Source organism: Janibacter zhaoxuefangae (assembly GCF_050271985.1).
Lineage (GTDB): Bacteria > Actinomycetota > Actinomycetes > Actinomycetales > Dermatophilaceae.
The window spans coordinates 1881684-1902058 of the sequence record NZ_CP189849.1; the positions used below are offsets into that span (position 1 = coordinate 1881684).

23 protein-coding genes are annotated in these 20375 nt (G+C 72.5%); 8 read left to right on the plus strand and 15 right to left on the minus strand.

What is annotated here, in order from left to right:
* The 7 genes from rnc to ACQBAS_RS08890 form a co-directional block, all read right to left on the minus strand.
* On the minus strand, positions 1–750 hold the full coding sequence (rnc, locus tag ACQBAS_RS08860; RefSeq protein ID WP_427383437.1) for a ribonuclease III: 750 nt from the start codon (positions 748–750) through the stop codon (positions 1–3).
* Positions 751–763: 13 nt separating this feature from the next.
* Positions 764–958 carry a 50S ribosomal protein L32 gene (rpmF, locus tag ACQBAS_RS08865; protein ID WP_427383438.1) on the minus strand — a complete coding sequence of 65 codons (195 nt, stop codon included), beginning with the start codon at positions 956–958 and terminating at the stop codon, positions 764–766.
* A 1-nt stretch (position 959) separates the two neighbouring features.
* Positions 960–1547 carry a YceD family protein gene (locus ACQBAS_RS08870; RefSeq protein ID WP_427385609.1) on the minus strand — a complete coding sequence of 196 codons (588 nt, stop codon included), beginning with the start codon at positions 1545–1547 and terminating at the stop codon, positions 960–962.
* 105 nt (positions 1548–1652) lie between these two features.
* On the minus strand, positions 1653–2111 hold the full coding sequence (gene coaD / locus ACQBAS_RS08875) for a pantetheine-phosphate adenylyltransferase (protein ID WP_427383439.1): 459 nt from the start codon (positions 2109–2111) through the stop codon (positions 1653–1655).
* Positions 2112–2181: 70 nt separating this feature from the next.
* Positions 2182–2757 (minus strand): hemerythrin domain-containing protein, encoded by a 576-nt coding sequence (locus ACQBAS_RS08880; protein WP_427383440.1) that lies wholly within the window; start codon positions 2755–2757, stop codon positions 2182–2184.
* A 61-nt stretch (positions 2758–2818) separates the two neighbouring features.
* Positions 2819–3379 (minus strand): 16S rRNA (guanine(966)-N(2))-methyltransferase RsmD, encoded by a 561-nt coding sequence (rsmD, locus tag ACQBAS_RS08885; RefSeq protein WP_427383441.1) that lies wholly within the window; start codon positions 3377–3379, stop codon positions 2819–2821.
* A 63-nt stretch (positions 3380–3442) separates the two neighbouring features.
* A complete protein-coding gene (locus tag ACQBAS_RS08890) occupies positions 3443–5059 on the minus strand; it encodes a PucR family transcriptional regulator (RefSeq protein WP_427383442.1) in 1617 nt (538 codons plus the stop codon).
* 217 nt (positions 5060–5276) lie between these two features.
* Between ACQBAS_RS08890 and ACQBAS_RS08895 the strand changes: the two genes are divergently transcribed.
* Positions 5277–6482 carry an NAD(P)/FAD-dependent oxidoreductase gene (locus ACQBAS_RS08895; protein WP_427385610.1) on the plus strand — a complete coding sequence of 402 codons (1206 nt, stop codon included), beginning with the start codon at positions 5277–5279 and terminating at the stop codon, positions 6480–6482.
* A 16-nt stretch (positions 6483–6498) separates the two neighbouring features.
* Here the strand turns inward: ACQBAS_RS08895 and ACQBAS_RS08900 are convergent, their stop codons facing one another.
* Positions 6499–8703 (minus strand): ATP-dependent DNA helicase RecG, encoded by a 2205-nt coding sequence (locus tag ACQBAS_RS08900; RefSeq protein ID WP_427383443.1) that lies wholly within the window; start codon positions 8701–8703, stop codon positions 6499–6501.
* A gap of 85 nt (positions 8704–8788) precedes the next feature.
* Positions 8789–10447, minus strand: coding sequence for a DAK2 domain-containing protein (locus ACQBAS_RS08905; RefSeq protein ID WP_427383444.1), 1659 nt, complete (start codon positions 10445–10447; stop codon positions 8789–8791).
* Between the two features lie 156 nt (positions 10448–10603).
* Here ACQBAS_RS08905 and rpmB point away from each other — a divergent pair, with 156 nt between their 5' ends.
* The gene (gene rpmB / locus ACQBAS_RS08910; RefSeq protein ID WP_427383445.1) at positions 10604–10798 is read left to right on the plus strand and encodes a 50S ribosomal protein L28; all 195 of its coding nucleotides are present in this window, start codon (positions 10604–10606) and stop codon (positions 10796–10798) included.
* A 122-nt stretch (positions 10799–10920) separates the two neighbouring features.
* Here rpmB and thiL read toward each other — a convergent pair whose 3' ends face one another.
* On the minus strand, positions 10921–11955 hold the full coding sequence (thiL, locus tag ACQBAS_RS08915; RefSeq protein WP_427383446.1) for a thiamine-phosphate kinase: 1035 nt from the start codon (positions 11953–11955) through the stop codon (positions 10921–10923).
* A gap of 145 nt (positions 11956–12100) precedes the next feature.
* Here thiL and ACQBAS_RS08920 point away from each other — a divergent pair, with 145 nt between their 5' ends.
* Positions 12101–12334, plus strand: a complete 234-nt coding sequence (locus ACQBAS_RS08920) for an Lrp/AsnC ligand binding domain-containing protein (protein ID WP_427383447.1) — start codon at positions 12101–12103, stop codon at positions 12332–12334.
* A complete protein-coding gene (locus ACQBAS_RS08925; RefSeq protein WP_427383448.1) occupies positions 12313–12801 on the plus strand; it encodes a DUF3515 family protein in 489 nt (162 codons plus the stop codon). Before ACQBAS_RS08920 ends, ACQBAS_RS08925 begins: the two co-directional genes overlap by 22 nt.
* Positions 12802–12829: 28 nt before the next feature.
* Here ACQBAS_RS08925 and ACQBAS_RS08930 read toward each other — a convergent pair whose 3' ends face one another.
* Positions 12830–13975: a D-alanine--D-alanine ligase family protein gene (locus tag ACQBAS_RS08930; RefSeq protein ID WP_427383449.1), complete on the minus strand. Its 1146-nt coding sequence runs from the start codon at positions 13973–13975 to the stop codon at positions 12830–12832.
* A 76-nt stretch (positions 13976–14051) separates the two neighbouring features.
* Between ACQBAS_RS08930 and ACQBAS_RS08935 the strand changes: the two genes are divergently transcribed.
* Entirely contained in the window at positions 14052–15140 is a 1089-nt protein-coding gene (locus ACQBAS_RS08935) for a trans-sulfuration enzyme family protein (RefSeq protein WP_427383450.1), read from the plus strand.
* 3 nt (positions 15141–15143) lie between these two features.
* Here ACQBAS_RS08935 and ACQBAS_RS08940 read toward each other — a convergent pair whose 3' ends face one another.
* The gene (locus ACQBAS_RS08940) at positions 15144–16142 is read right to left on the minus strand and encodes an NAD(P)H-dependent glycerol-3-phosphate dehydrogenase (RefSeq protein ID WP_427383451.1); all 999 of its coding nucleotides are present in this window, start codon (positions 16140–16142) and stop codon (positions 15144–15146) included.
* Positions 16139–16942: a lysophospholipid acyltransferase family protein gene (locus tag ACQBAS_RS08945; protein ID WP_427383452.1), complete on the minus strand. Its 804-nt coding sequence runs from the start codon at positions 16940–16942 to the stop codon at positions 16139–16141. The genes ACQBAS_RS08940 and ACQBAS_RS08945 overlap by 4 nt, the downstream gene beginning before the upstream one ends.
* A gap of 50 nt (positions 16943–16992) precedes the next feature.
* Between ACQBAS_RS08945 and cofC the strand changes: the two genes are divergently transcribed.
* Both cofC and ACQBAS_RS08955 read left to right on the plus strand, forming a co-directional pair.
* Positions 16993–17712 carry a 2-phospho-L-lactate guanylyltransferase gene (gene cofC / locus ACQBAS_RS08950; RefSeq protein WP_427383453.1) on the plus strand — a complete coding sequence of 240 codons (720 nt, stop codon included), beginning with the start codon at positions 16993–16995 and terminating at the stop codon, positions 17710–17712.
* Between the two features lie 10 nt (positions 17713–17722).
* Complete coding sequence (locus ACQBAS_RS08955) at positions 17723–17947, plus strand: hypothetical protein (RefSeq protein WP_427383454.1); 225 nt, start codon at positions 17723–17725, stop codon at positions 17945–17947.
* Between the two features lie 87 nt (positions 17948–18034).
* On the opposite strand, the gene ACQBAS_RS08960 is transcribed toward ACQBAS_RS08955, so the two are convergent.
* Together ACQBAS_RS08960 and prfB are read right to left on the minus strand one after the other, a co-directional pair.
* A complete protein-coding gene (locus tag ACQBAS_RS08960) occupies positions 18035–18451 on the minus strand; it encodes a hypothetical protein (RefSeq protein WP_427383455.1) in 417 nt (138 codons plus the stop codon).
* A gap of 116 nt (positions 18452–18567) precedes the next feature.
* Positions 18568–19686 carry a peptide chain release factor 2 gene (gene prfB, locus ACQBAS_RS08965; RefSeq protein WP_427383456.1) on the minus strand — a complete coding sequence of 373 codons (1119 nt, stop codon included), beginning with the start codon at positions 19684–19686 and terminating at the stop codon, positions 18568–18570.
* Positions 19687–19761: 75 nt separating this feature from the next.
* On the opposite strand from prfB, the gene ACQBAS_RS08970 reads away from it, so the two are divergent.
* Positions 19762–20343 (plus strand): LysE/ArgO family amino acid transporter, encoded by a 582-nt coding sequence (locus ACQBAS_RS08970; RefSeq protein WP_427385611.1) that lies wholly within the window; start codon positions 19762–19764, stop codon positions 20341–20343.
* Positions 20344–20375: the final 32 nt, after the last annotated feature.

The following is a 20375-nucleotide window of genomic DNA, read 5'->3' on the forward strand; positions in this document are numbered from 1 at the left end:
TCAGGCGCTGGGGGCGTCGCTCGCGCGGTGCGCGGCATCGATGGCGAGCCAGGCCTCCTGGGCGGCCTGCTGCTCGGCGTCCTTCTTGGTGCGACCGGCGCCTCGGCCGTAGACAACGCCGCCGAGGACCGCCTCCGCCGTGAAGCTCTTGGCGTGGTCCGGGCCCTCTTCACTCGTCCGGTACTCGGGCACGCCGACGTCGTGCAGGGACCCGATCTCCTGCAGGCTCGTCTTCCAGTCCAGCCCGGCGCCGAGCGTGGCGCTCGCGGCGAGAAGGGGGTCGAGCAGGTGGTGCACGAGGCGCGAGGCGCCCTCCATGCCGGCCGACAGGTAGGTGGCCCCGATGACGGCCTCCATGGTGTCGGCGAGGATCGAGGCCTTCTCGCGGCCGCCGGTCGACTCCTCACCGCGCCCGAGCAGCACGAAGTCGCCGACATCGATCGTGACGGCGACCTGGGCCAGGGCCCGCATGTTGACGACCGCGGCGCGGAACTTCGCGAGCTGCCCCTCGGGCAGATCGGGGTGCGTCGTGTAGAGCGCGTCCGTGACGATGAGCCCCAGCACGGAGTCGCCGAGGAACTCGAGGCGCTCGTTGTGCGGCGCGTTGTCGTTCTCGTAGGCCCACGATCGGTGCGTCAGGGCACGCAACAGCAGCGGCTCGTCGACCACGGCTCCCGAGACCTCCGTGAGGATGCTCGAGAACGCGGCGACGGGCCGCTGCTGAGATGCGCGTCCGCGCGTGCTCTTCACGCGGGGCGGCGAATCAGTTCTGGTGCTCGGTGCGCTCGGCCGCCGCAAGGTGACGACCGTTGTAGTTGCCGCAGGACGGGCACGCGATGTGCGGCTGCGACGGGGCCTTGCACTGCGGGCAGGTCGTCATGGCGACGGGCGCGGCCTTCCAGTTCGCGCGGCGCGAACGGGTGTTGGATCGCGACGTCTTCCGCTTCGGGACAGCCACGTCAGTTCCTCTTCTCTTCGTCTTCGCGGGTCTGGCTCAGAGGCGAGAGTGCCTCCAACGCCGCCCACCTGGGGTCGATCACGTCATGGTGGTGGTCCGGGTCGTCCGCCAGCCTGGCTCCACATTCGGAACACAGACCGGGGCAGTCTTCCCGACACACCGGCTGGAACGGCAGTGCAGGCACCACCGAGTCCCGGAGCACCGGATCGAGATCGATGTAATCGTCCTCGACCCTGAACTCCTCGTCGTCGTCATCCTCCGAGGCCACCTCACGGTGGTGCTCGGCGCGATCGGCGTACACGAACAGCTCCTGGAAACGCGAGTCGATCGGGTGATCGATCGGATCCAGGCACCGCACGCATGCGCCGGTTGCCGTGGCGTGGACCGAACCGGTCACCAGCACACCCTCGGCCACGGACTCCAGTCGCAGTTCCAGCTCCATCGGCTGGCCCTCTGCGACCCGGAGAACCTCGGTACCGAAGTCGGCGGGTGCTCCGACGGTGCGGTCCAGTTCCTTCATCGACCCCGGTCGGCGGCCCACCTGCTTGGTGTCGACCACCAAGGGCGAGCTGGGGTTGATGCGGGTCATGGCTCCACAGTCGTCGAAGGGCTCGGTCACGTCACCTGACGCAGACCGACACACAACGTTACCGGAGCAGGAGCCCGCAGCCCAAATGCGCGCCCGCTCCCGGCGTCAGTTCGCCGATTCGGGTCGGTCGAGCCGGGTGCGGAGCGCGTCGCGGACCCGGTCGCTGACCATCCCGGTGACGTCGCCGCCGAAGCGGCTGACCTCCTTCACCAGGGACGAGGAGATGTGCTCGAACTCCGGGGCGCCCGGGAGGAAGACCGTCTCGAGCCCCGTCAGGTGCCGGTTCATCAGCGCCATCGGCATCTCGTAGGCGAAGTCGGTCCCGCCGCGCAGCCCCTTGACGACGACGTCCGAGTCGAGTTCGCGGCAGACGTCGACGAGGAGCCGATTGGCGAAGGCGGCCACCCGCACGTTGGGGAGTCCCTCGGCGGCCTCCTCGATGAGGGAGATCCGCTCCTCGATCGTGAAGGTGCCGGCCTTGGCCGGGTTGTGCAGGACGGCGACGACGACCTCGTCGTAGAGCGCGGCGGCGCGCACGATGACGTCACGATGGCCCGCGGTCACGGGATCGTAGGAGCCGGGGCACACACAGCGTCGAGTCACGGGGATCACGCTAGCAAGCGAGGACGGACGGTCAGTCCTTCTCCTTCTCCTCGTCCTCCTTCTCGCCCTCGGGCGGGAGGAGGCCCTCCTTCGTGGCGCGGTCGACGATGGCCTGCACCTGCTCGATGGAGGCACAGCCCTCCTCGAGGAGGCGATTGCGGTGGGTGGCCCAGGCGACGCCGAGGTCCTGGCGCACCTGTTCGCTGACCTCCTGGCGGGCGGGGTTGAGGATCGTCTGCTCCTCCTCCCCCATGTGGTGCGTCAGCGCCGTCGCGAACTCCTCCACGGCGGTGTCGAACTTGTCCGTGTCGGTGCCCTTGCACTTCAGGAGGGCGAGCAGCGCCTCGTTGCCCTCGGCGTGCTCCTCCTCGCCGTGCTCGGCCTCCTCGCCGGTGATGGCGCGCTTGCGGTGGAGCTGCGGGTAGACCTGCTCCTCCTCGGCCTCGCCGTGGGCGATGACCACCTCCGCGAGCGCCGCCCGGGCGGCAGCCCGATCGGCCGTGGCGTCGCGCAGTTCGCGCAGCAGGTCCTCGAAGAGCCGGTGGTCCGTGACGATCAGGTCGACGACGTCGCCGTTGGTGGGCCGGGGAATCTCGTAACTGGTCATGCCCCGTGTCTAGTGCCTGCCACGGCGGAAAGCCAGAGTTGGGTGCTCGGCACCCGGTTTTTCAGGCCTCGGCGACGGCGAAGTGCAGGACCGTCTCGCCGTAGGCCTTGGCGGCCTCGGGGATCAAGCCCTGGGGCCACGTCGGCTCGGGCGATCGCGAGGACCGCTCGACGACGACGAGCGCCCCGTCGGCCAGCCACTGCCGCGCCACGAGGGCCTCGAGGACGCCGGCGAGGGCGGTCTCGTCGACGTCGTAGGGCGGGTCGGCGAGGACGAGGTCGTAGCGCAGGCTCGGGGTGCGGCTGAGCGCAGCCTCGACGGTGCAGGCCTGCAGGCGCGCCCCGGAGATGCCGAGGTCGGCGACGTTGCGACGGATGACGCTCGCGGCGCCGCGGTCGGACTCGACGAGCAGCAGGCTGGCCGCCCCTCGGCTGGCCGCCTCAAGTCCGAGGGCGCCGGAGCCGGCGTAGAGGTCCATGACGTGGGCACCCTCGAGGACGCCGCGGGCGTCGAGGGACCCGAAGAGGGCCTCGCGCACCTTGTCGCTCGTCGGGCGCGTGCGATTGCCTGTGGGGGTCTGGAGGCGGCGGCCGCCGGCCTCACCCGAGATGATCCGAGTCACGGGCCCATCCTCCCCCGACGGGCCCGCGCCGCGCCCACCGGTCCGCCGCCGCATGTCACGGCCTCAGCGAGGCGGCCGGGCGACGAGGAGCTGCAGCCGGAGAGCCAGGCGCGTCGGGGGGTCGCCCAGGTCGATCGCCAGCCCGGCCGCCTCGAGGACGGACTCGACCTGTTGAAGGCGGTAACGAACGGTGTTGGGGTGGACGTGCAGCGCCCGCGCCGCGCGGGCGGACTCGCCCGGATGGTCGAGCCACGCCGCGAGGGTCGCGACGAGTTCGGTGCCGCGCACCGCGTCGGCCTGCTGCAGCGCCGCGACGGGGGCCGCGGCCGGTCCGTCGCCGATCCCGCGCACGGACCGCATGAGGGTCAGGGCGACCCACGCGTCCTCCTTCGCCAGCGCTGGCCCGGCGGCCCCCACCCACGCCGTCGCGCCCGCGGCGCTCGGGCCACCCGGGAGCAGGAGGCCGAGGACCTCGCGGGCATCGGCCGCGGCAGCCGGAAGGTCGCCCACGGTCCGCACCGGCCCGCTCGCGGCCGCCGTGAGCGCGACCCCTCCCGGGTCCTCCGCCACCGCCTTCAGCCAGGTCCACGTGCCGGCCGTCGTGGCCGGGCCCTCGGCGCGCACGAGCGCGATCACCCGGTCGTCGATGTCGGTCAGGAGCGGCTGCTGCCAGCCGTGTCGGCGACAGACCGCCTCCCACAGGTCGAGGTCGGTGCGGACGGCATCCGCGCGCGCGGCGGGACCACCGCCAGCCGGCACCGGCCCCTCGGCGTCGCCGGGGACGCCGAGGGCGGCGATCCGCCACGGCCCCTCGGGCAGCCAGGTCTGAGCCTCGAGGTCGCCGCCGGTGAGCGCGGTCCTGAGCCGGTCGGCGCTGACGCGGCGGGTGAGGTCGGAGCGGGCGCGCAACCGCAGCAGGTGCAGGGCGACGACGCTGGCGGTGCGTGTGAGCTCGGCGAGGACGGGCTCGGGCGGCAGCTGCGACGTGGCCACCCAGATCGAGCCGAGCCACTCCCCGCCGGCGCGCACGGGCACGACGAGTCGCGGTCCGAGCACGCGGTCACCGGCGACGAGCAGCGGCTCGGCGGAGCGGGCGAGGTGCCGGAAGACGCCCCTCGCGCGCAACCGGCCGAGGACCTCCTCGGGGACCCGCCGGCCGACGATGGTCGACACCCGGGCGGGGTCGGCCTCGTCCTGTCGGGCGCTGTAGGCGAGCACCCGCGAGCGGGCGTCCTCGATGGTGACGGGCCCGTCGACGAGCGCGGCTGCCGCGTCGGCGACCGCGAAAAGGTCGTCGCCCGTGTCGTCGACCGGCACCGCCCCCGACCGGTCGAGGATGCCCCGCAGGAGCCAGACGACGTGGGCCCACGACGCGTTCTCGGCGAGCTCGACGAGGGCGATGCCGGCCTGACGGGCCCGGTCACGGACCGCCGGAAGGTCGCTCGCGACCTTCCGCAGGACGACGCCGCCGGCGCCGGCTGCGGCGGACCTGGTCACCAGGTCGAGTGCGGCGTCCCGGCGATCCACGGCCACTCCGAGGACGAGGTCGCCCGCGACGCCGACGATGCCGAGGTCGAGTTCGGCGAGCGTGAGGTCGTCGATGGGCGCGTCAGTGCCGGGGACGACGACGGTGAGCAGGCCGCCAGCAAGGGCTGCGGTGAGGTCGGCAAGGGCGATCACCCCGCCATCATCGCCCCTCACGTTGTCCTCTGACCACAATCAGCAAGCGAATCTTTGGCGCATCGACACAGCGACCTTCCGGTCGGGCGCCGCCACCATGGAGCGACGACCTTCGCACCATGTCCCCCGAGGAGCCCCCTTGTCCGCCCTGAACGCCTCCGCCACGACCCCGTCCGGCATCCCCGCCCCCCAGCACGTCGCCATCGTCGGCGCCGGCATGGTCGGCCTCGCCACGGCCTGGTTCCTCCAGGAGCGCGGCGTCGAGGTGACGGTCCTCGACCGGGAGGGCGTGGCCGCGGGCTCGTCGTGGGGGAACGCGGGCTGGCTCACGCCCGGCATCGCGACGCCCCTGCCCGAGCCGGCCGTGCTGCGCTACGGCCTGAGTGCCGTGCTCAGCCCCTCCTCCCCCGTCTACGTCCCGCCGAGCGCTGACCCGCGCTTCCTGAAGTTCGTCACGGGCTTCACGCGCAACAGCACGACGAAGGCGTGGAAGCGCGCCATGGGGTCCCTCGTGCCGGTCAACGACATGGCCCTCGAGAGCTTCGACCTGCTGCAGGCCGGCGGCGTCGCGGGGACGACCACCGAGGCCAAGTCCTTCATCGCGGCCTACCGCACCGTCGACGAGCGCCGCACGCTGCTCGAGGAGATCGAGCACATCCAGGCGGCCGGCCAGGACATCACCTACGACACCCTCACCGGCGACGAGGCCCGCGCCATCGAGCCGTCCCTCTCCGGTGAGATCGGCGCGGCGATCCTCCTGCACGGGCAGCGGTTCGTCGATCCCGGCACCTACGTCGCCGCCCTCGCCGACGCCGTCATCGCCCGCGGCGGCAAGATCGTCAGCGGCGCCACCGTCACCGACCTCACCGACACCGGCCACGGTGTGCAGATCACCTCGGCCGGGCGCGGCACCGCGGAGGTCGACGCCGTCGTCGTGGCCTCCGGCGCCTGGCTCGGGGCACTCGCTCGCCCCTTCGGCGTCCGCAAGGTCGTCCAGGCTGGCCGCGGCTACTCCTTCAGCGTCCCTGTCGACCACCTGCCCAACGGACCCGTCTACCTGCCCGCCGCGCGCGTGGCCTGCACGCCGATCCAGGGACGACTGCGCGTCGCCGGGATGATGGAGTTCCGCAAGCCCGAGGCCGCCCTCGACCGCCGCCGCATCGCCGCGATCGTCGACTCCGCGCGCCCGCTCCTCACCGGCGTCGACCTCGACGACCGCCAAGACGAATGGGTCGGCTCCCGCCCGTGCACCTCGGACGGCCTGCCGCTCGTCGGCGCCACGCGCTCCCCGCGCGTCTTCGTCGCCGGCGGCCACGGCATGTGGGGCATCACCCTCGGCCCGGTGACCGGTCGCCTGCTCGCCGAGCGGATGACGACCGGGGTGCTGCCGCGCGAGCTGGCCCCCTTCAACCCGCTGCGCTGACCGACCCCGGGGTGAGTCAGCCGCGCTCGAGGTAGGCGGCCTGCTCGGCGTCGAGCCGGCGGGCCAGGGCGGCGGCCAGTTGCGGGTGGCTGGTCAGGTCCGGATCGGCGGCCACGACGGCGAAGGCGTCCTCCCGGGCCTCGAGGATGACGTCCTCGTGCTTGAGCACGGAGAGGAAGTCCAGCCCGCTGCGGCCGCCGCTCTGCGCCGCGCCGAGGACGTCGCCCTCGCGCCGCAGTTCGAGGTCGAGCCGGGCCAGGTCGAAGCCGTTCGTCGTCGCGGCGACCGCGGCCAGTCGCTCGCGGGCCGACTCCGCCTCGGTCGCCGACATGAGCAGGCAGAGGCCGGGGTGGCCGCCGCGACCGACCCGGCCGCGGAGCTGGTGCAGCTGCGAGACGCCGAAGCGGTCCGCGTCGACGATGAGCATCACCGACGCGTTCGGGACGTCGACACCGACCTCGATGACGGTGGTCGAGACGAGCACGTCGATGTCGCCACGGTGGAACCGCGTCATCACCGCGTCCTTGTCCTCGGGCGCCAGGCGGCCGTGCAGGATCTCGATCCGCAGCCCCTCCAGCGCCGGGTTCGTGGCCATCTCGGCACGGACTGCGTGCACGGAGCGCAGCGGTCGGGGCGGCTTGGCCTCGCCCTCGTCGCCGTCGGCCCCCTCGGGACCCTGCTCGAAGACGACATCGACATCGGCCTCCGCGGGCCCGTCGGTCTCGACGGTGTCGCCCTCCTCGCCGATCCGGGGGCACACGACGTAGGCCTGCCGCCCGGTGCGGACCTCCTCCGCGATCCGCTCCCACGTCCGCGCCACCCATCCGGGACGCTCCTCGGGCACGACGTGGGTCGTGATCGGCTGGCGACCACGCGGCAGCTCGGTGAGCGTGGAGGTCTCCATGTCGCCGAAGACCGTCATCGCGACGGTGCGCGGGATCGGCGTCGCCGTCATCACGAGGACGTGCGGGGGCGTGGCCCCCTTCCCGCGCAGGGCGTCGCGCTGCTCGACCCCGAAGCGGTGCTGCTCATCCACGACGACGAGCGCGAGGTCGAAGAAGTCGACCTTCTCCTCGAGCAGGGCGTGCGTGCCGATGACGAGCCCCGCCTCCCCCGAGGCGATGTCGAGCATCGCCGCGCGCCGGGCGGCCGTGGACATGCTGCCGGTGAGCAGGACGACCCGGGTGGCGTGCTCGTTGCTGCCGAGCATGCCGCCTTCGGCGAGGTCGCCGAGCATGCTCGTGATGGAGCGGTGGTGCTGGGCCGCGAGGACCTCGGTGGGGGCGAGTAGCGCCGCCTGTCCCCCGGCGTCGACGGCGGCGAGCATGGCGCGCAGCGCGATGATCGTCTTGCCGGATCCGACCTCGCCCTGGAGCAGCCGGTGCATCGGCACCTCGCGCGCCATTTCCTCCGCCAGGACGCGACCCACCTCGGTCTGGCCGGCCGTGAGCTCGAAGGGGAGTCGCTCGTCGAACTGCGCCAGCAGGCCCCCTTCGCGCGGGGTCCGGGACCGGGTGGACTCCGCCTCGCGACGGGCGCGGCGCTGGGCGAGCGCCGTCTGCAGGACGAACGCCTCCTCGAAGACCATGCGATGGCGGGAGCGTTCGACCTCCTCGCGGGTGTCCGGGGTGTGGATGCCCCGCAGCGCCTCGAGTCGGCCGGGCAGGTGGCGGGTCTCGAGGACCGCCTCGGGGATCGGGTCGTCGGCCTCGTCGACCTGGGCGAGGACGAGCCGGACGGCCTCGGAGACGGCCCACGTGTGCAGCCCGGGCACGCGCAGATAGATGGGGAAGAGGCCCCGCTGCTCCTCCTCGTCGAGCTCGGTGAAAAGGGTGTAGCCGGGCTGGGACATCTGGAAGTGCTGGTTGAACGTCGCGACCTTGCCCGCGAAGGCGCCGCGAGCGCCGGGCACGAGCTTGGCCTCGTGCCCGTGCGGGCGGAAGAACACGAGGGGAAGGTCGCGGACGCCGTCGGTGAGGACGACCTCCAGACGGCTGCCCCGGCCGGTCTTGTTGCGCAGGGTCGTGGCACGGCGCACCTCACCGACGACGACGACCTCGTCGCCGGGGTGCAGTCGGGACAGGTCGGCCTCGCGGGTGGCGTAGCGGCGGGGCCAGAACTTCAGCAGGTCCCCGACGGTGTGCAGGCCGCGGGTGGTCGCGAATTTCTTGGCCGTCGGTCCCCCGAGGAGCCCGCCGAGCTTGGTCGACTCGTCGACCATCAGCGCCGTCCCGGGGTCGTCGGCGTGGTCGTCGGACGGGTCATCGACCGGACCTGGCGCCCGAGGGCGTTCGGGAGCATGGCGCTCACTCGACCCCCATGAGCAGGTCGTAGTGCGGCTGACCCCCGTCGAAGACCTCGACCTCGGCCTCGCGGTGGGTCTCCGCGATGTGGGCGCGGACCACCTCGGCCAGCTCCGCACCCGTCGGCGAGACGTCGCCGGGGCCGCCGGTGAGCAGGGTGACGAGTTCGCCGCCGCTGGACAGGAGCCGGTCGGCGACCTGCCGCGCCACCACGGCGCGGTCGCTGCCGACGATGACGATGTCGCCGTTGACGATGCCGAGGACGTCGCCGACCTCGCAGGCTCCCCCGCTCGTCAGGCCCGCCTTCGCCGCGATCGTCAAACCGCCGTGACGGGTCGCCGAGCTCGCCTGGGTCATGGCGAGGACGTTGCGGTGGGCGGTGAGCGCCGGGTCGTGGACGGCCAGCGCCGCGATGCCCTGGACGGCCGTGCGCGACGGGATGACGTGGATGGTCAGGCCGTCCTGCTCCGCGGCCCTGGCTGCGGCCTGCGCCGACATCAGGGTGTCCTGGTCGTTCGGCAGGAGGATGACCTCGACGGCGTTGCTCGCGCGGGCCGCGGCGAGCAACTGGCCCGCGGAGGCGCGCCGCCCCGGACCGGAGGCGATGGTCGTGGCTCCGGCCTGCTCGAAGAGGGCGGCGATGCCCGGACCGGCGGCGCAGGCCACGACGGCGAGGTCGACCAGGGGGTGCGAGGAGAGCGTCCGGTCGGCGAAGCGCGTCACCTGCAGTCGATGCGGTCGACCCGCCTCGACGCCCCGCTCGATCGCGGCAGCCACGTCGTCGACGTGGACGTGGACGTTCCAGAGCTCGGGGCCGCCCACGACGAGGAGGGAGTCGCCCAGACCGTCGAGCTGCGTCCGCAGGGTCTCGACCGCCTCGGATGTGGTCCCGTCGAGGAGGTACATGACCTCGTAGGCGGGCGCCCCGGTCAGGGGCTCCTCGAGCGGGAGCTCACGGGAGGGCATGGTGCGCTCGGTGCTCGTGAACTCGTCGACGACGAAGGCCGCGGCGGGGGTGAGCTCACGCACGACGCGGTCCATCGTCTCGACCATGAGCAGGAAGCCGGCTCCCCCGGCGTCGACGACCCCGGCCCGGGCGAGCGCCTCGAGTTGCTCGGGGGTCCGCCGCAGGGCGTCGCGGGCGGCCTCGACACAGGCGGCCGTGACCTCGCCCAGCGTCGCGTCCGGCCCCAGGGCCTCGGCCGCGTCCGCCGTGGCCGAGGCGACGGAGAGGATCGTGCCCTCCACGGGGTGGGCGACGCTCGCCCACGCGGCCGTCGTGGCGCCGCGCAGAGCGCGCACGAGCAGCGGTGCGTCGACGACCGTCAGCCCCGGCCCCTCCTGCGCCATGGCTTCGGCGAAGCCGCGCAGGATCTGGCTGAGGATGACGCCGGAGTTGCCCCGGGCGCTCAGGAGCGCGGCGCGGGTGAGCTCCTCCGCCTCGCGCACGAGGGTGGTCGTCGCGGGCCGGCCCGCGCGCTCCCTGGCCTCGCGCACGGTGTCGAAGGCGGCGTCGAGTGTCAGGTAGAGATTCGTGCCGGTGTCACCGTCGGGCACGGGGTAGACGTTGAGCTGGTCGATCTGCTCCCGTCGGGCCGCGAACGCAGCCCTCAGGACCACCGCCCAACGGCGGGCGGTCGAGGCATCGAGGACGTCCAGCACGTGTGGCAGGCTAGTCGAGGCGCCTTCCTGGCAGGCGTTTTGGTCCACAGTCGGACTTCGGCTACTCTGGACCGGTTGCCGTGAGGAGTCCCGCCCCCGGGCGTGTCCCACGGCATCACGTTCGATACACACTCGTTTAGACATCAGGAGATACCCGTGGCTGCCAACTGCGACGTCTGCGGCAAGGGACCGTCTTTCGGTCACTCCATCTCGCACTCGCACCGCCGCAACAAGCGCCGCTGGAACCCCAACATCCAGCGCGTCAAGGCCATGGTCGGTGCGGCTGGCGTGACCCCGAAGCGGCTCAACGTCTGCACGTCCTGCCTCAAGGCTGGCAAGGTCAAGCGCTGACCTCGCCCCTCAAGGCCCTGCTTCACTGAAGCTGATCGAGCCGACCTCCCCTTCCGGGGTGGTCGGCTTTGTCGTTCCCCCGCTGTTGTTCGCTCGCTGTTGTTCGCTCGGTGTGGTCTCCCTCAGCCGGCGAAGTGGTCCCACCCGCGACCCTGCGGCACGACGCCGTCGACGGTGACCCGGCCCGGCTCGTCCCCGGCCGGCACGACGCGACCGATGACCCACCAGGGCGCCTCCCTGTCCACGGGCACCTGCTCCACGCTCGGGAAGGTCGCCAGGAGCGAGTGCTCCTCGCCACCGGTGAGGAGCTGACGCCACGCGACGTCCGCGGGCATGACCGCCGCGAGCGGCGGCAGGAAGTCTCGCTCGAGGGCGGCGCCCTCGAGGTCGATGGCCACCCCGCTCGCCGCGGCGATCCGGCCGGCGTCCCGCACGAGGCCGTCGGAGATGTCGAGCATGGCGCTCGCTCCCGCGGCGGCCGCGATGGGTCCGCTCTCGTACGGCGGCCGAGGCTGGCGGTGCTCCCCCATCAGCGGCGCCCGCAGTCGCTGCCCGTCGTCGTCGGGTGCCGTGATCGTCGGCGAGTGTCCCTGCTCGTGGAGCCACCAGCCCGCGCCCGACCAGCCGAGCGATCCGCAGACGGCCACGACGTGGCCGACCTTCGCCCCGGACCGCAGGACGGTGCGCCCGGGGATCTCCCCCAGCGCCGTGATGCTGACCATGACGACGCCGGCAGGCGCCGACGACAGGTCGCCCCCGAGAACGGCCACGCCCGCGTCGGCGGCGGCGTGCGCGATGCCGGCGCTGAGCTCGAGGACCCAGTCGATCCTCGTCTGCGGGTCTGCCGTGAGCGTGAGCAGCAGGCCCGTGGCGACGCCGCCCATGGCGGCCACGTCGGCGACGTTCTGGGCCACGACCTTCGCCCCCACCTCACGCCCGGTCGACCACTCGTCCAGCCAGTCCCGGCCCCGGACCATCGTGTCCGTCGTCGCCACGACGGCGCCCGTGGGGACGGCGAGCACCGCGGCGTCGTCGCCCGGCCCCACGGTCACGCGCGTGGCGTCGCCGGCGGACGCGAAGAGCGGGAGGATCCGCCGCAGCAGGCCCTCTTCGTCCAGATCCGCGAGGACGCCGGGCTCCGGGGCGCCCTCGGTCACCCTCGGTTCGTCCGCTGGGGACGACGGCATCGGACCTCCTGAGGACGTGGTGACTCCCGGCACTGTAGCGTCGTGACGGTGCCGCGGACCGCGCGGGCACACAACCGGGCAACGAGGCCCGACGAGAGCAAGAGGTGAGCGACAGATGGTGCAGGCCTACATCCTGATCCAGACCGACGTGGGCCGCGCCGCGAGCGTGGCCGCGACCATCAAGGACATCGCGGGCGTCGCCCTGGCCGAGGACGTGACCGGGCCCTATGACGTGATCGCTCTCGTCGAGGCCAACACCGTCGACGAGCTCGGCAAGCTCGTGATCGCCAAGATCCAGGACGTCGAGGGCATCACCCGCACGCTCACGTGCACCGTCGTCCACGTCTGACGTCCGCTTCGCCGCGGACCCACCACCGTCGGGCCACCGTCGCACTCCTCCTCGGAGCCGTCGGTGGCCTGTCCGCGTGCTCCGGCGCGGTCGAGGTCGCCGACGCACCGCTGGCGGAGGACCCCGCCTGCGCGAAGGTGGCCGCGGCCTGGCCGACGACGGTCGCCAACCAGGCGGTCGTCGAGACGACCGGCGCCGGCGCCACGGTGCGCGCCTGGGGTGACCCGACGATCGTGGCCCGCTGCGGCGTGCCGGCGCTCACCCCGACGACCGAGCAGTGCATCGAGGCTGACGGGCTCGGCTGGGTCGTCAGCGACCTCAGCGACGGGGTGCGACTGACGACCTACGGCAAGGACCCCGCGGTCGAGATCCTCGTGCCGGAGGCCTACGCGCCCGCTCCCCTGCTGCTCCCGGCCTTCGCCGACGCCGCGGCGGCCCTGCCCGACAACGGGCGCAGCTGCCTCTAGTCGGGGTTGCCGCTGGCGCCGCGGCGCGTCAGCGCAGGCCGACGGGTCGCGTCAGGGCGAGTTGGATGAGGGCGTCGATGAGCTCGGGGTAGGACACACCCGACGCCTCCCACATTTGCGGGTACATCGAGTGCGGGGTGAAGCCCGGCATGGTGTTGATCTCGTTGATGAGGACGTCGCCCTGTTCGGTGTAGAAGCAGTCGACGCGCGCCAGACCCTCGCAGCCCAGCGACTCGAAGGCGGCCCCCGCCAGGCGCCGCACCTCCGCGGCCACGCCCTCGGGAAGGTCGGCCGGGCAGCTGAGCTGGACGGCACTGGAGTCGAGGTACTTGGCCTCGAAGTCGTAGAAGTCGTGGCCGTGACCCTCCTCGACGACGATCTCGCCGGGGTGGGACGTGCGCGGTGCGCCGCCGTCGGGGTCCTGGAGGACGGCGCACTCGATCTCGCGGCCGACGATGCCGGCCTCGACGATGACCTTGAGGTCGTGCTCGCGGGCCGCCTCGACGGCCGCCTCCACGTCCTCGAGGCGGGCGACCTTCGTGATCCCGACGGAGGAGCCGGCGCGGCACGGCTTGACGAAGACGGGGAACTGGAGGGCGCCCACGGCGTCGAGGGCGGCGGCCCGGTCGCGGCGCCACTGGGCGTCGGTGATGACGGTGAAGGGTCCGACGGGCAGGCCGGCGCCGGCGAAGACGACCTTCATGTAGTGCTTGTCCATGCCAGCGGCCGAGGCGAGGACGCCGGAGCCGACGTAACGGATGTCGGCGAGCTCGAGCATCCCCTGGATGGTGCCGTCCTCGCCGTAGGGCCCGTGCAGCAGCGGGAAGACGACATCGACCTGACCGAGCACCGTCGGCACCTCGCCCGGCGCGGACACGAGCAGGTCGCGCTCGCCCGTCGACTGCGGGACGAGCACGCGGGAGCCGTCGCCCGTGACCTGCGGGGTGTGGCCGCGCTCGAGCGTCAGCGGCTCGGGATCGTCGGGCATGGCGACCCAGCGCCCCTCGGGCGTGATCCCGATCGGGATGACGTCGTAGGCGTCGCGGTCGATGGCGCGCAGCACTCCGGCGGCGGTCGCGCAGGAGACGGCGTGCTCCGAGGAGCGACCGCCGAAGACGATCGCGACGCGGGGTCGGGTCGGCGCGCTGGACTGGGGCTGCTGGTCGGTGCTCATCGGCAGGAACTCTAGCCCGAGCGAGCCAGCACCGACCGATCGGCGACGGCGTGGCGGCGCGACCTACCCTGATCCCGTGACCACTGAGCGCACCCACCCCGACGACCTCGCCCCGGCCACCCGCCTCGTCCAGCTCGGCCGCCCGCCGGCGACGCCCGGTGGCGGCGTCAACGCGCCGCTCGCGCTGACGTCGACCTATCACGCGGACGGCCCGGTGAACTACGCCCGCGTGGGCAACCCGACGTGGGACGCCTTCGAGGAGGCGCTCGGGTCGCTCGAGGGCGGAGACGCCCTCGTCTTCTCGTCGGGGATGGGAGCGATCAGCGCAGCCCTGTCCCTCCTCCCCCACGGCGGCACCATCGTCGTGCCCGGACACGCCTACAACGGGACGCTCGCGAGCCTCGACGCACTGGCCGCGGAGGGCGCGGCGGTCGTGCGCCGGGTCAGCATCGACGACACGGCCGCGGTCGTCGCCGCGTTGGACGGGGCCGACCTGCTGTGGCTCGAGTCCCCGACCAACCCGATGCTCGAGGTCGCGGACATCCCGACCCTCGTTGCCGCCGCGCACGAGCGCGATGTGCTCGTCGTCGTGGACAACACCTTCGCCACTCCCCTGCTCCAGCGCCCACTCGAGGACGGCGCCGACGTCGTCGCGCACTCCGTGACGAAATACCTGGCCGGCCACTCGGACGTCATCCTCGGGGCCCTCGTCACCCCGCACACCGAGCGCGGTCGCGCCCTGCACCAGCGCCTGCACACTCGGCGCAGCCTCGGCGGCGCCATCGCCGGCCCGACGGAGACCTGGCTCGCCCTGCGGGGCCTGCGCACGCTGCACGTCCGGCTCGAGCGGGCCTGCGCCAACGCCCTCGTCCTCGCCGAGCGGTTGCGCGGGCACGCCCGGGTCGAGCGGGTTCGCCACCCCGGCTTCGGCGCGATCATCAGCATCGAGGTGACCGGCGGCCTCGAGGGCGCCGAGCGGGTCGCGGCGGCCACGCGGGTGTGGGTGCACTCGACGAGCCTCGGTGGCGTCGAGTCCCAGATCGAGCGCCGCGGTCGGCACGCCAGCGAGCCGCCGACCGTCCCGGCGCAGCTGCTGCGCCTGTCCGTCGGGATCGAGGACGTCGAGGACCTGTGGCGCGACCTCGAGCAGGCGCTCGAGGGCTGAGCGTCAGCCCGCCTCGGCCTTCGTCGCGCGGTTCATCAACGCACCGACGAGCTCGGCGGGCTTGTGTCCGTCGCGGACGACCCCGACGACCTGCTCGATGATCGGCACGTCGACCCCGAGCGACTGGGCGAGCGCGAGGATGGACTCGCACGACTTCACGCCCTCGGCCGTCTGGCTGGTCACGGCGACGACCTCGTCGACGGTCATCCCCTTGCCGAGGTTCACGCCGAAGGTGCTGTTGCGCGACAGCGGTGACATGCAGGTCGCGATGAGGTCGCCGACCCCGGCCAGGCCGGCGAACGTCACCGACTGCCCGCCCTGCGCCATGCCCAGCCGCATCATCTCCGCGAGTCCGCGGGTGATGATCGACGCCTTCGTGTTGTCGCCCATCCCCATGCCCTCGGCCATGCCGACGGCGAGCGCGATGACGTTCTTGCACGCCCCGCCGAACTCCGTCCCGATCACGTCGGTGCTCGTGTACGGGCGGAAGTAGGACGCGGTGCAGGCGTGCTGGACGCGCTGGGCGACCTTCTCGTCGATGCAGGCGACGACCGCGGCGGCGGGGTGCTTCTCCGCGATCTCCTTCGCCAGGTTGGGACCGGAGACGACGACGATCCGCTCGGGCTCGAACCCGCCGGCCTCGTGCAGCACCTGGCTCATCCGCTTCATGGTGCCGCGCTCGACCCCCTTCATGAGGGAGACGACCGCGGCGTCCGGCGGCACGGCCGAGGCCCACGCGGCGAGGTTGTCGCGCAGCGTCTGACTCGGCACGGCGACGACGACGATCTCGGCGCCCTCCGCCGCGGCGACCGGGTCCGACGTCGCCCGGATCCGCTCGGACAGGCGAAGGTCGGGCAGGTAGTCCGTGTTGCACCCGGCGTTGATCGCGTCGACGACCTCCTGGCGGCGGCCCCACATCGTCACGTCGCATCCGGCGTCGGCGAGCACCTGGGCGAAGGCGGTCCCCCAACTCCCGGTGCCGTAGACGGTCACGTTCGTCATGCCGGTCGGTCCCTTCTGTCTTCCGCGTCGAACGATCCGATGGACGGCTGACCGTGGACCACCGGGTCGTAACGCTCGGCGGGTGCCTTCGCGCCGCGGATCTGCTCCAGCTCGTTCTCGATGCCGTCCATGATCCGCTCCGTGGCAAGCAGCAGCAGTTCGCGGGTCAACGGCGCGCCGTACAGGTCGGAGAGGTCGATGGGAGGGCCGACGCGCATGTGCATCGTCTTGCGTGGGAAGAGGTGCGGACGGACGTGACCGTGGACCGGGATGACCTCCTGGGCGCCCCACTGCGCGACGGGCAGGACGGGGCAGCGCGTCTCCAGCGCGATCCGCGCCGCACCGGTCTTGCCACGCATCGGCCAGATGTCCGGCTCCCGCGTCAGCGTCCCCTCGGGGTAGACCGCGACCGGCTTGCCGGCGTTGACGGCGGCGACGGCTGCCCGCATGGCGTCCGCGGCCTGCGGGGTCTCCCGGTAGACGGGGACCTGGCCGGCCTTGCGCAGGATGAACCCGACGAACGGCACCTGAAAGACGCTGACCTTGCCGAGGAAGTAGGCCGGTCGACCACTGTCGAACATGAAGTGCGCGAAGGTGAGCGGGTCGAAGTGCGAGATGTGGTTGGCGCAGACGACGAAGCCGCCCGTGGCGGGGATGTGCTCCTGGCCGCGCCAGTCTCGCTTCGTCAGAACCATGAGCAGCGGGCGCAGGATGCCGGCCGCGAACCGGTAGGCCCACGGGACCCGATCGCGCTTCAGCGCTTGTCGGCCGTCATCATTGAGGGAGTGCCCAGCAGTCACGCCGCAACCCTATGCCCCGTCCAAGGAAGGTCGACCGAGCCTCCATGATCGTGTCGGACGCCAGCGACGGTCCCACGGACCGGGCCGCCCATCACGCCGCCCGGCCTGCCGCCGACGGTGCCGCCGACGGTGCCCCGAGCGGATCGGCCGGGTGGGGCGTCGTCGTGCCCGTCAAGGGCGGACCGGACGCCAAGTCCCGACTCGCGGCGCCCGACGGCGTCGACCGGGCGCGGCTCGCCCACGCCATCGCCGAGGACACGCTCGCCGCGGTGCGCACCAGCGGGGTCGGCACGCTCGTCGTCGTGACGAGCGACGTCGCCCTCGCCGCCTGGGCGGGTGAGCACGGCGCGCACGTCGTGGCCGATCCCGGGACCGGTCTCGACGCGGCCGTCCTTGCGGGGCTGCGACACCTGGCCGGACACGCCCCGCACCGCCATCGCGCGGTGCTGCTGGGCGACCTTCCCGCGCTCGTGCCCGCCGAGCTGGCGGCCGCGCTGGCGCAGGCGCGTACCCATCCGCGCGCCCATCTGCCCGACGCCGAGGGCGAGGGCACGACACTTCTGACGGCGCTGCGAGGCCTCGACCTCGTGCCGCGCTTCGGGGTGCGCTCGTCGGCGCGTCATGCCTCCGCGGGGCACCCGGTCCTCACCGAGGCCCTGTCGTTGGCCAGCGTGCGACGCGACGTCGACGACGCGGACGATCTCGCCGCGGCCCGGCTCCTCGGTCTGGGGCCTCGCACCGCGGCGGTGTTGACGGCAGCGCGGCGGTAGCGTCTCCCCCATGGCCGAGCACACCCAGGGCAGCGTCCACACCGTCGACCCGTCGACCGGCGCGGGATCGCTGCTGCTCGACGACGGTCGTGAGGTGATGTGGTCCCCCGAGGTCTTCGCGGTGAGCTCGCTCCGGCACGTGCGCGTGGGTCAGCGGCTCAGCCTCGAGGTCGAGGACCGCACGGTGACCCGCTTGTGGATCGTGGGCATCGGCGACGACCAGCGCATCGACTGAACGCCGCGGCCCGGCCTCCGCACACCCGGTGACACGCCGAAGGAGGCGCCCCCGACGGGGACACCTCCTTCGGATCCAACCATCGGATCAACCGGCGAGGGCGCGCTCGATCTCGCCGATCACCGCGGTCTCGTTCGCGGACGTGTCATCGGCGGCGGCCGCGACGTCCTTGGCCGACTGGAGCACGACGGCCTTGTAGCCCTCGACCAGGGTCGGCGCCTTCTGCGTGAGGACGGCGACGGCCTGCGAGATGAGCTCGAGCGTGCGGGCCTTGGCCTCGTCCTTGCCCCCCGACGGCATCTCCGGCATGCCCCCGACCATGAGCTGCTGGATCTCCGGCGGGGCGGCCTTGACCGCCTTGCTCGCGGCGAAGGACTCCTTGAAGGTGTCGAAGAAGCCCGGCTCTGCCTGGGCGACGAGGGCACCCGCACGCACGGCGGCGGAACGGACGGTCTTCTGCTCGTCCTCGGTCAGGGTGGTGGGCTGCTGCGGCGTTTCGCTCATGTGCTGCTCCTCCTGCTCGCGGGGCACCCTCGTGGCACCCCTCACCACGTGTCTACCGCAGAAGTCGCCTCGAAGTCGCGCTCAGGCGCCGACGCACCAGACCCGGCCGCGCGGGCTCACTCCCCGGCGGCGGCCTTCGCCGCGGCCAGGCGCCAGCGGATCCCGGCCTCGATGAAGCTGTCGATCTCGCCGTCGAAGACGGCCGTGGGGTTGCCCGTCTCCTGCTCCGTCCGGAGGTCCTTGACCATCTGGTACGGGTTGAGCACGTAGGAGCGCATCTGGTCGCCCCAGCTCGCCTTGATGTCGCCGGCGAGCTCCTTGCGCTCGGCCGCCTCCTCCGCCTTCTTCTGGAGGAGCAGTCGCGACTGGAGCACGCGCAGCGCGGCGGCGCGGTTCTGGATCTGCGACTTCTCGTTCTGCATCGAGACGACGATGCCGGTCGGGATGTGCGTCATGCGCACGGCCGAGTCCGTCGTGTTGACCGACTGACCACCGGGCCCGGAGCTGCGGAAGACGTCGACCTTGATCTCGTTCTCGGGGATCTCGACCGAGTCCGTCTGCTCGATGAGCGGGATGACCTCGACGGCGGCAAAGGAGGTCTGACGACGACCCTGGTTGTCGAAGGGGCTGATCCGGACGAGGCGGTGCGTGCCGGCCTCGACGGAGAGGTTGCCGTAGGCGTAGGGCACGTTGATCTCGAAGGTCGCGGACTTCAGCCCCGCCTCCTCGGCGTACGAGGTGTCCATGACCTTGGTCGGGTAACCGTGGCGCTCGGCCCAGCGCAGGTACATGCGCAGGAGCATCTCGGCGAAGTCGGCGGCGTCGACGCCACCGGCGCCGGCGCGGATCGTGACGACCGCGGCCCGCTCGTCGTACTCGCCACTGAGCAGGGTGCGCACCTCGAGCTCGCCGACGGCCTTGCGGACCGACTCGAGCTCGGATTCGGCCTCGGCGAGGGTGTCCGCGTCGCTCTCCTCGACGGCCATCTCCACGAGGGTCTCAAGGTCGTCGATGCGGGCGTCCATGCCGATGATGCGGTCGTGCTCCGCCTTGGCGCGGGACAGCGCCGAGTTGACCTGCTGCGCCTTCTCCTGGTCGTCCCACAGGTGCGGGTCGGCCGACTGGTCCTCGAGGTCCTTGATCTGCGCCTCGAGCGCGCTCACGTCGGTCACCTCACGCACCTGACTCATGGTCGTGCGGAGGTTCTGGATCTCTGAGACGAAGTCGACAGCCACAAGGAGGCACTCTACCGTCGCCACGTGCTCACCCTCGGACCGCTGCCCCTCGCCACGACCAGCACCGTCGGGGTGATGGTGGCCGGCGCCCTGACCGGCCTGTCGCTGATCATCGCGATCGGGGCGCAGAACGCCTTCGTCCTGCGTCAGGGCATCCGTCGCGAGCACGTGTGGCTCGTCGTCGGCGTGTGCGCCCTGGCCGACGCCGTCCTCATCGTCATCGGCACCGCCGGTGTGGGGGCCATCGTCAGCAGTCACCCCACGGCACTGACGGTCGTGCGCTGGCTCGGCGCGGCCTATCTCGTGTGGTTCGCCATCAGGTCCATCCGCTCGGCCCTGGCCCCGCAGGCGCTGACCGCCCAGGAGCCCGTCTCACGCGGCTCGGTGTTGGCGACGACCCTCGCCCTCACCTTCCTCAACCCCCACGTCTACCTCGATACGGTCCTCATGGTGGGCACCCTCGCGGCCTCGCACGGGGACGCACGCTGGTGGTTCGCCTTGGGCGCGGCAGCGGCGAGCGCCCTGTGGTTCCCGGCGCTGGGCCTCGGCGCGCGAGCCCTGGCCGGGCCGCTCGGCCGGCCCTCGACGTGGCGGGTCATCGACGGCGTCGTCGCGCTCGTCATGCTCGTGATCGCCTGGCTGCTAATCACCGGCTGAGCGTCACCGGCTGAGGGTCACCGGGACCACGT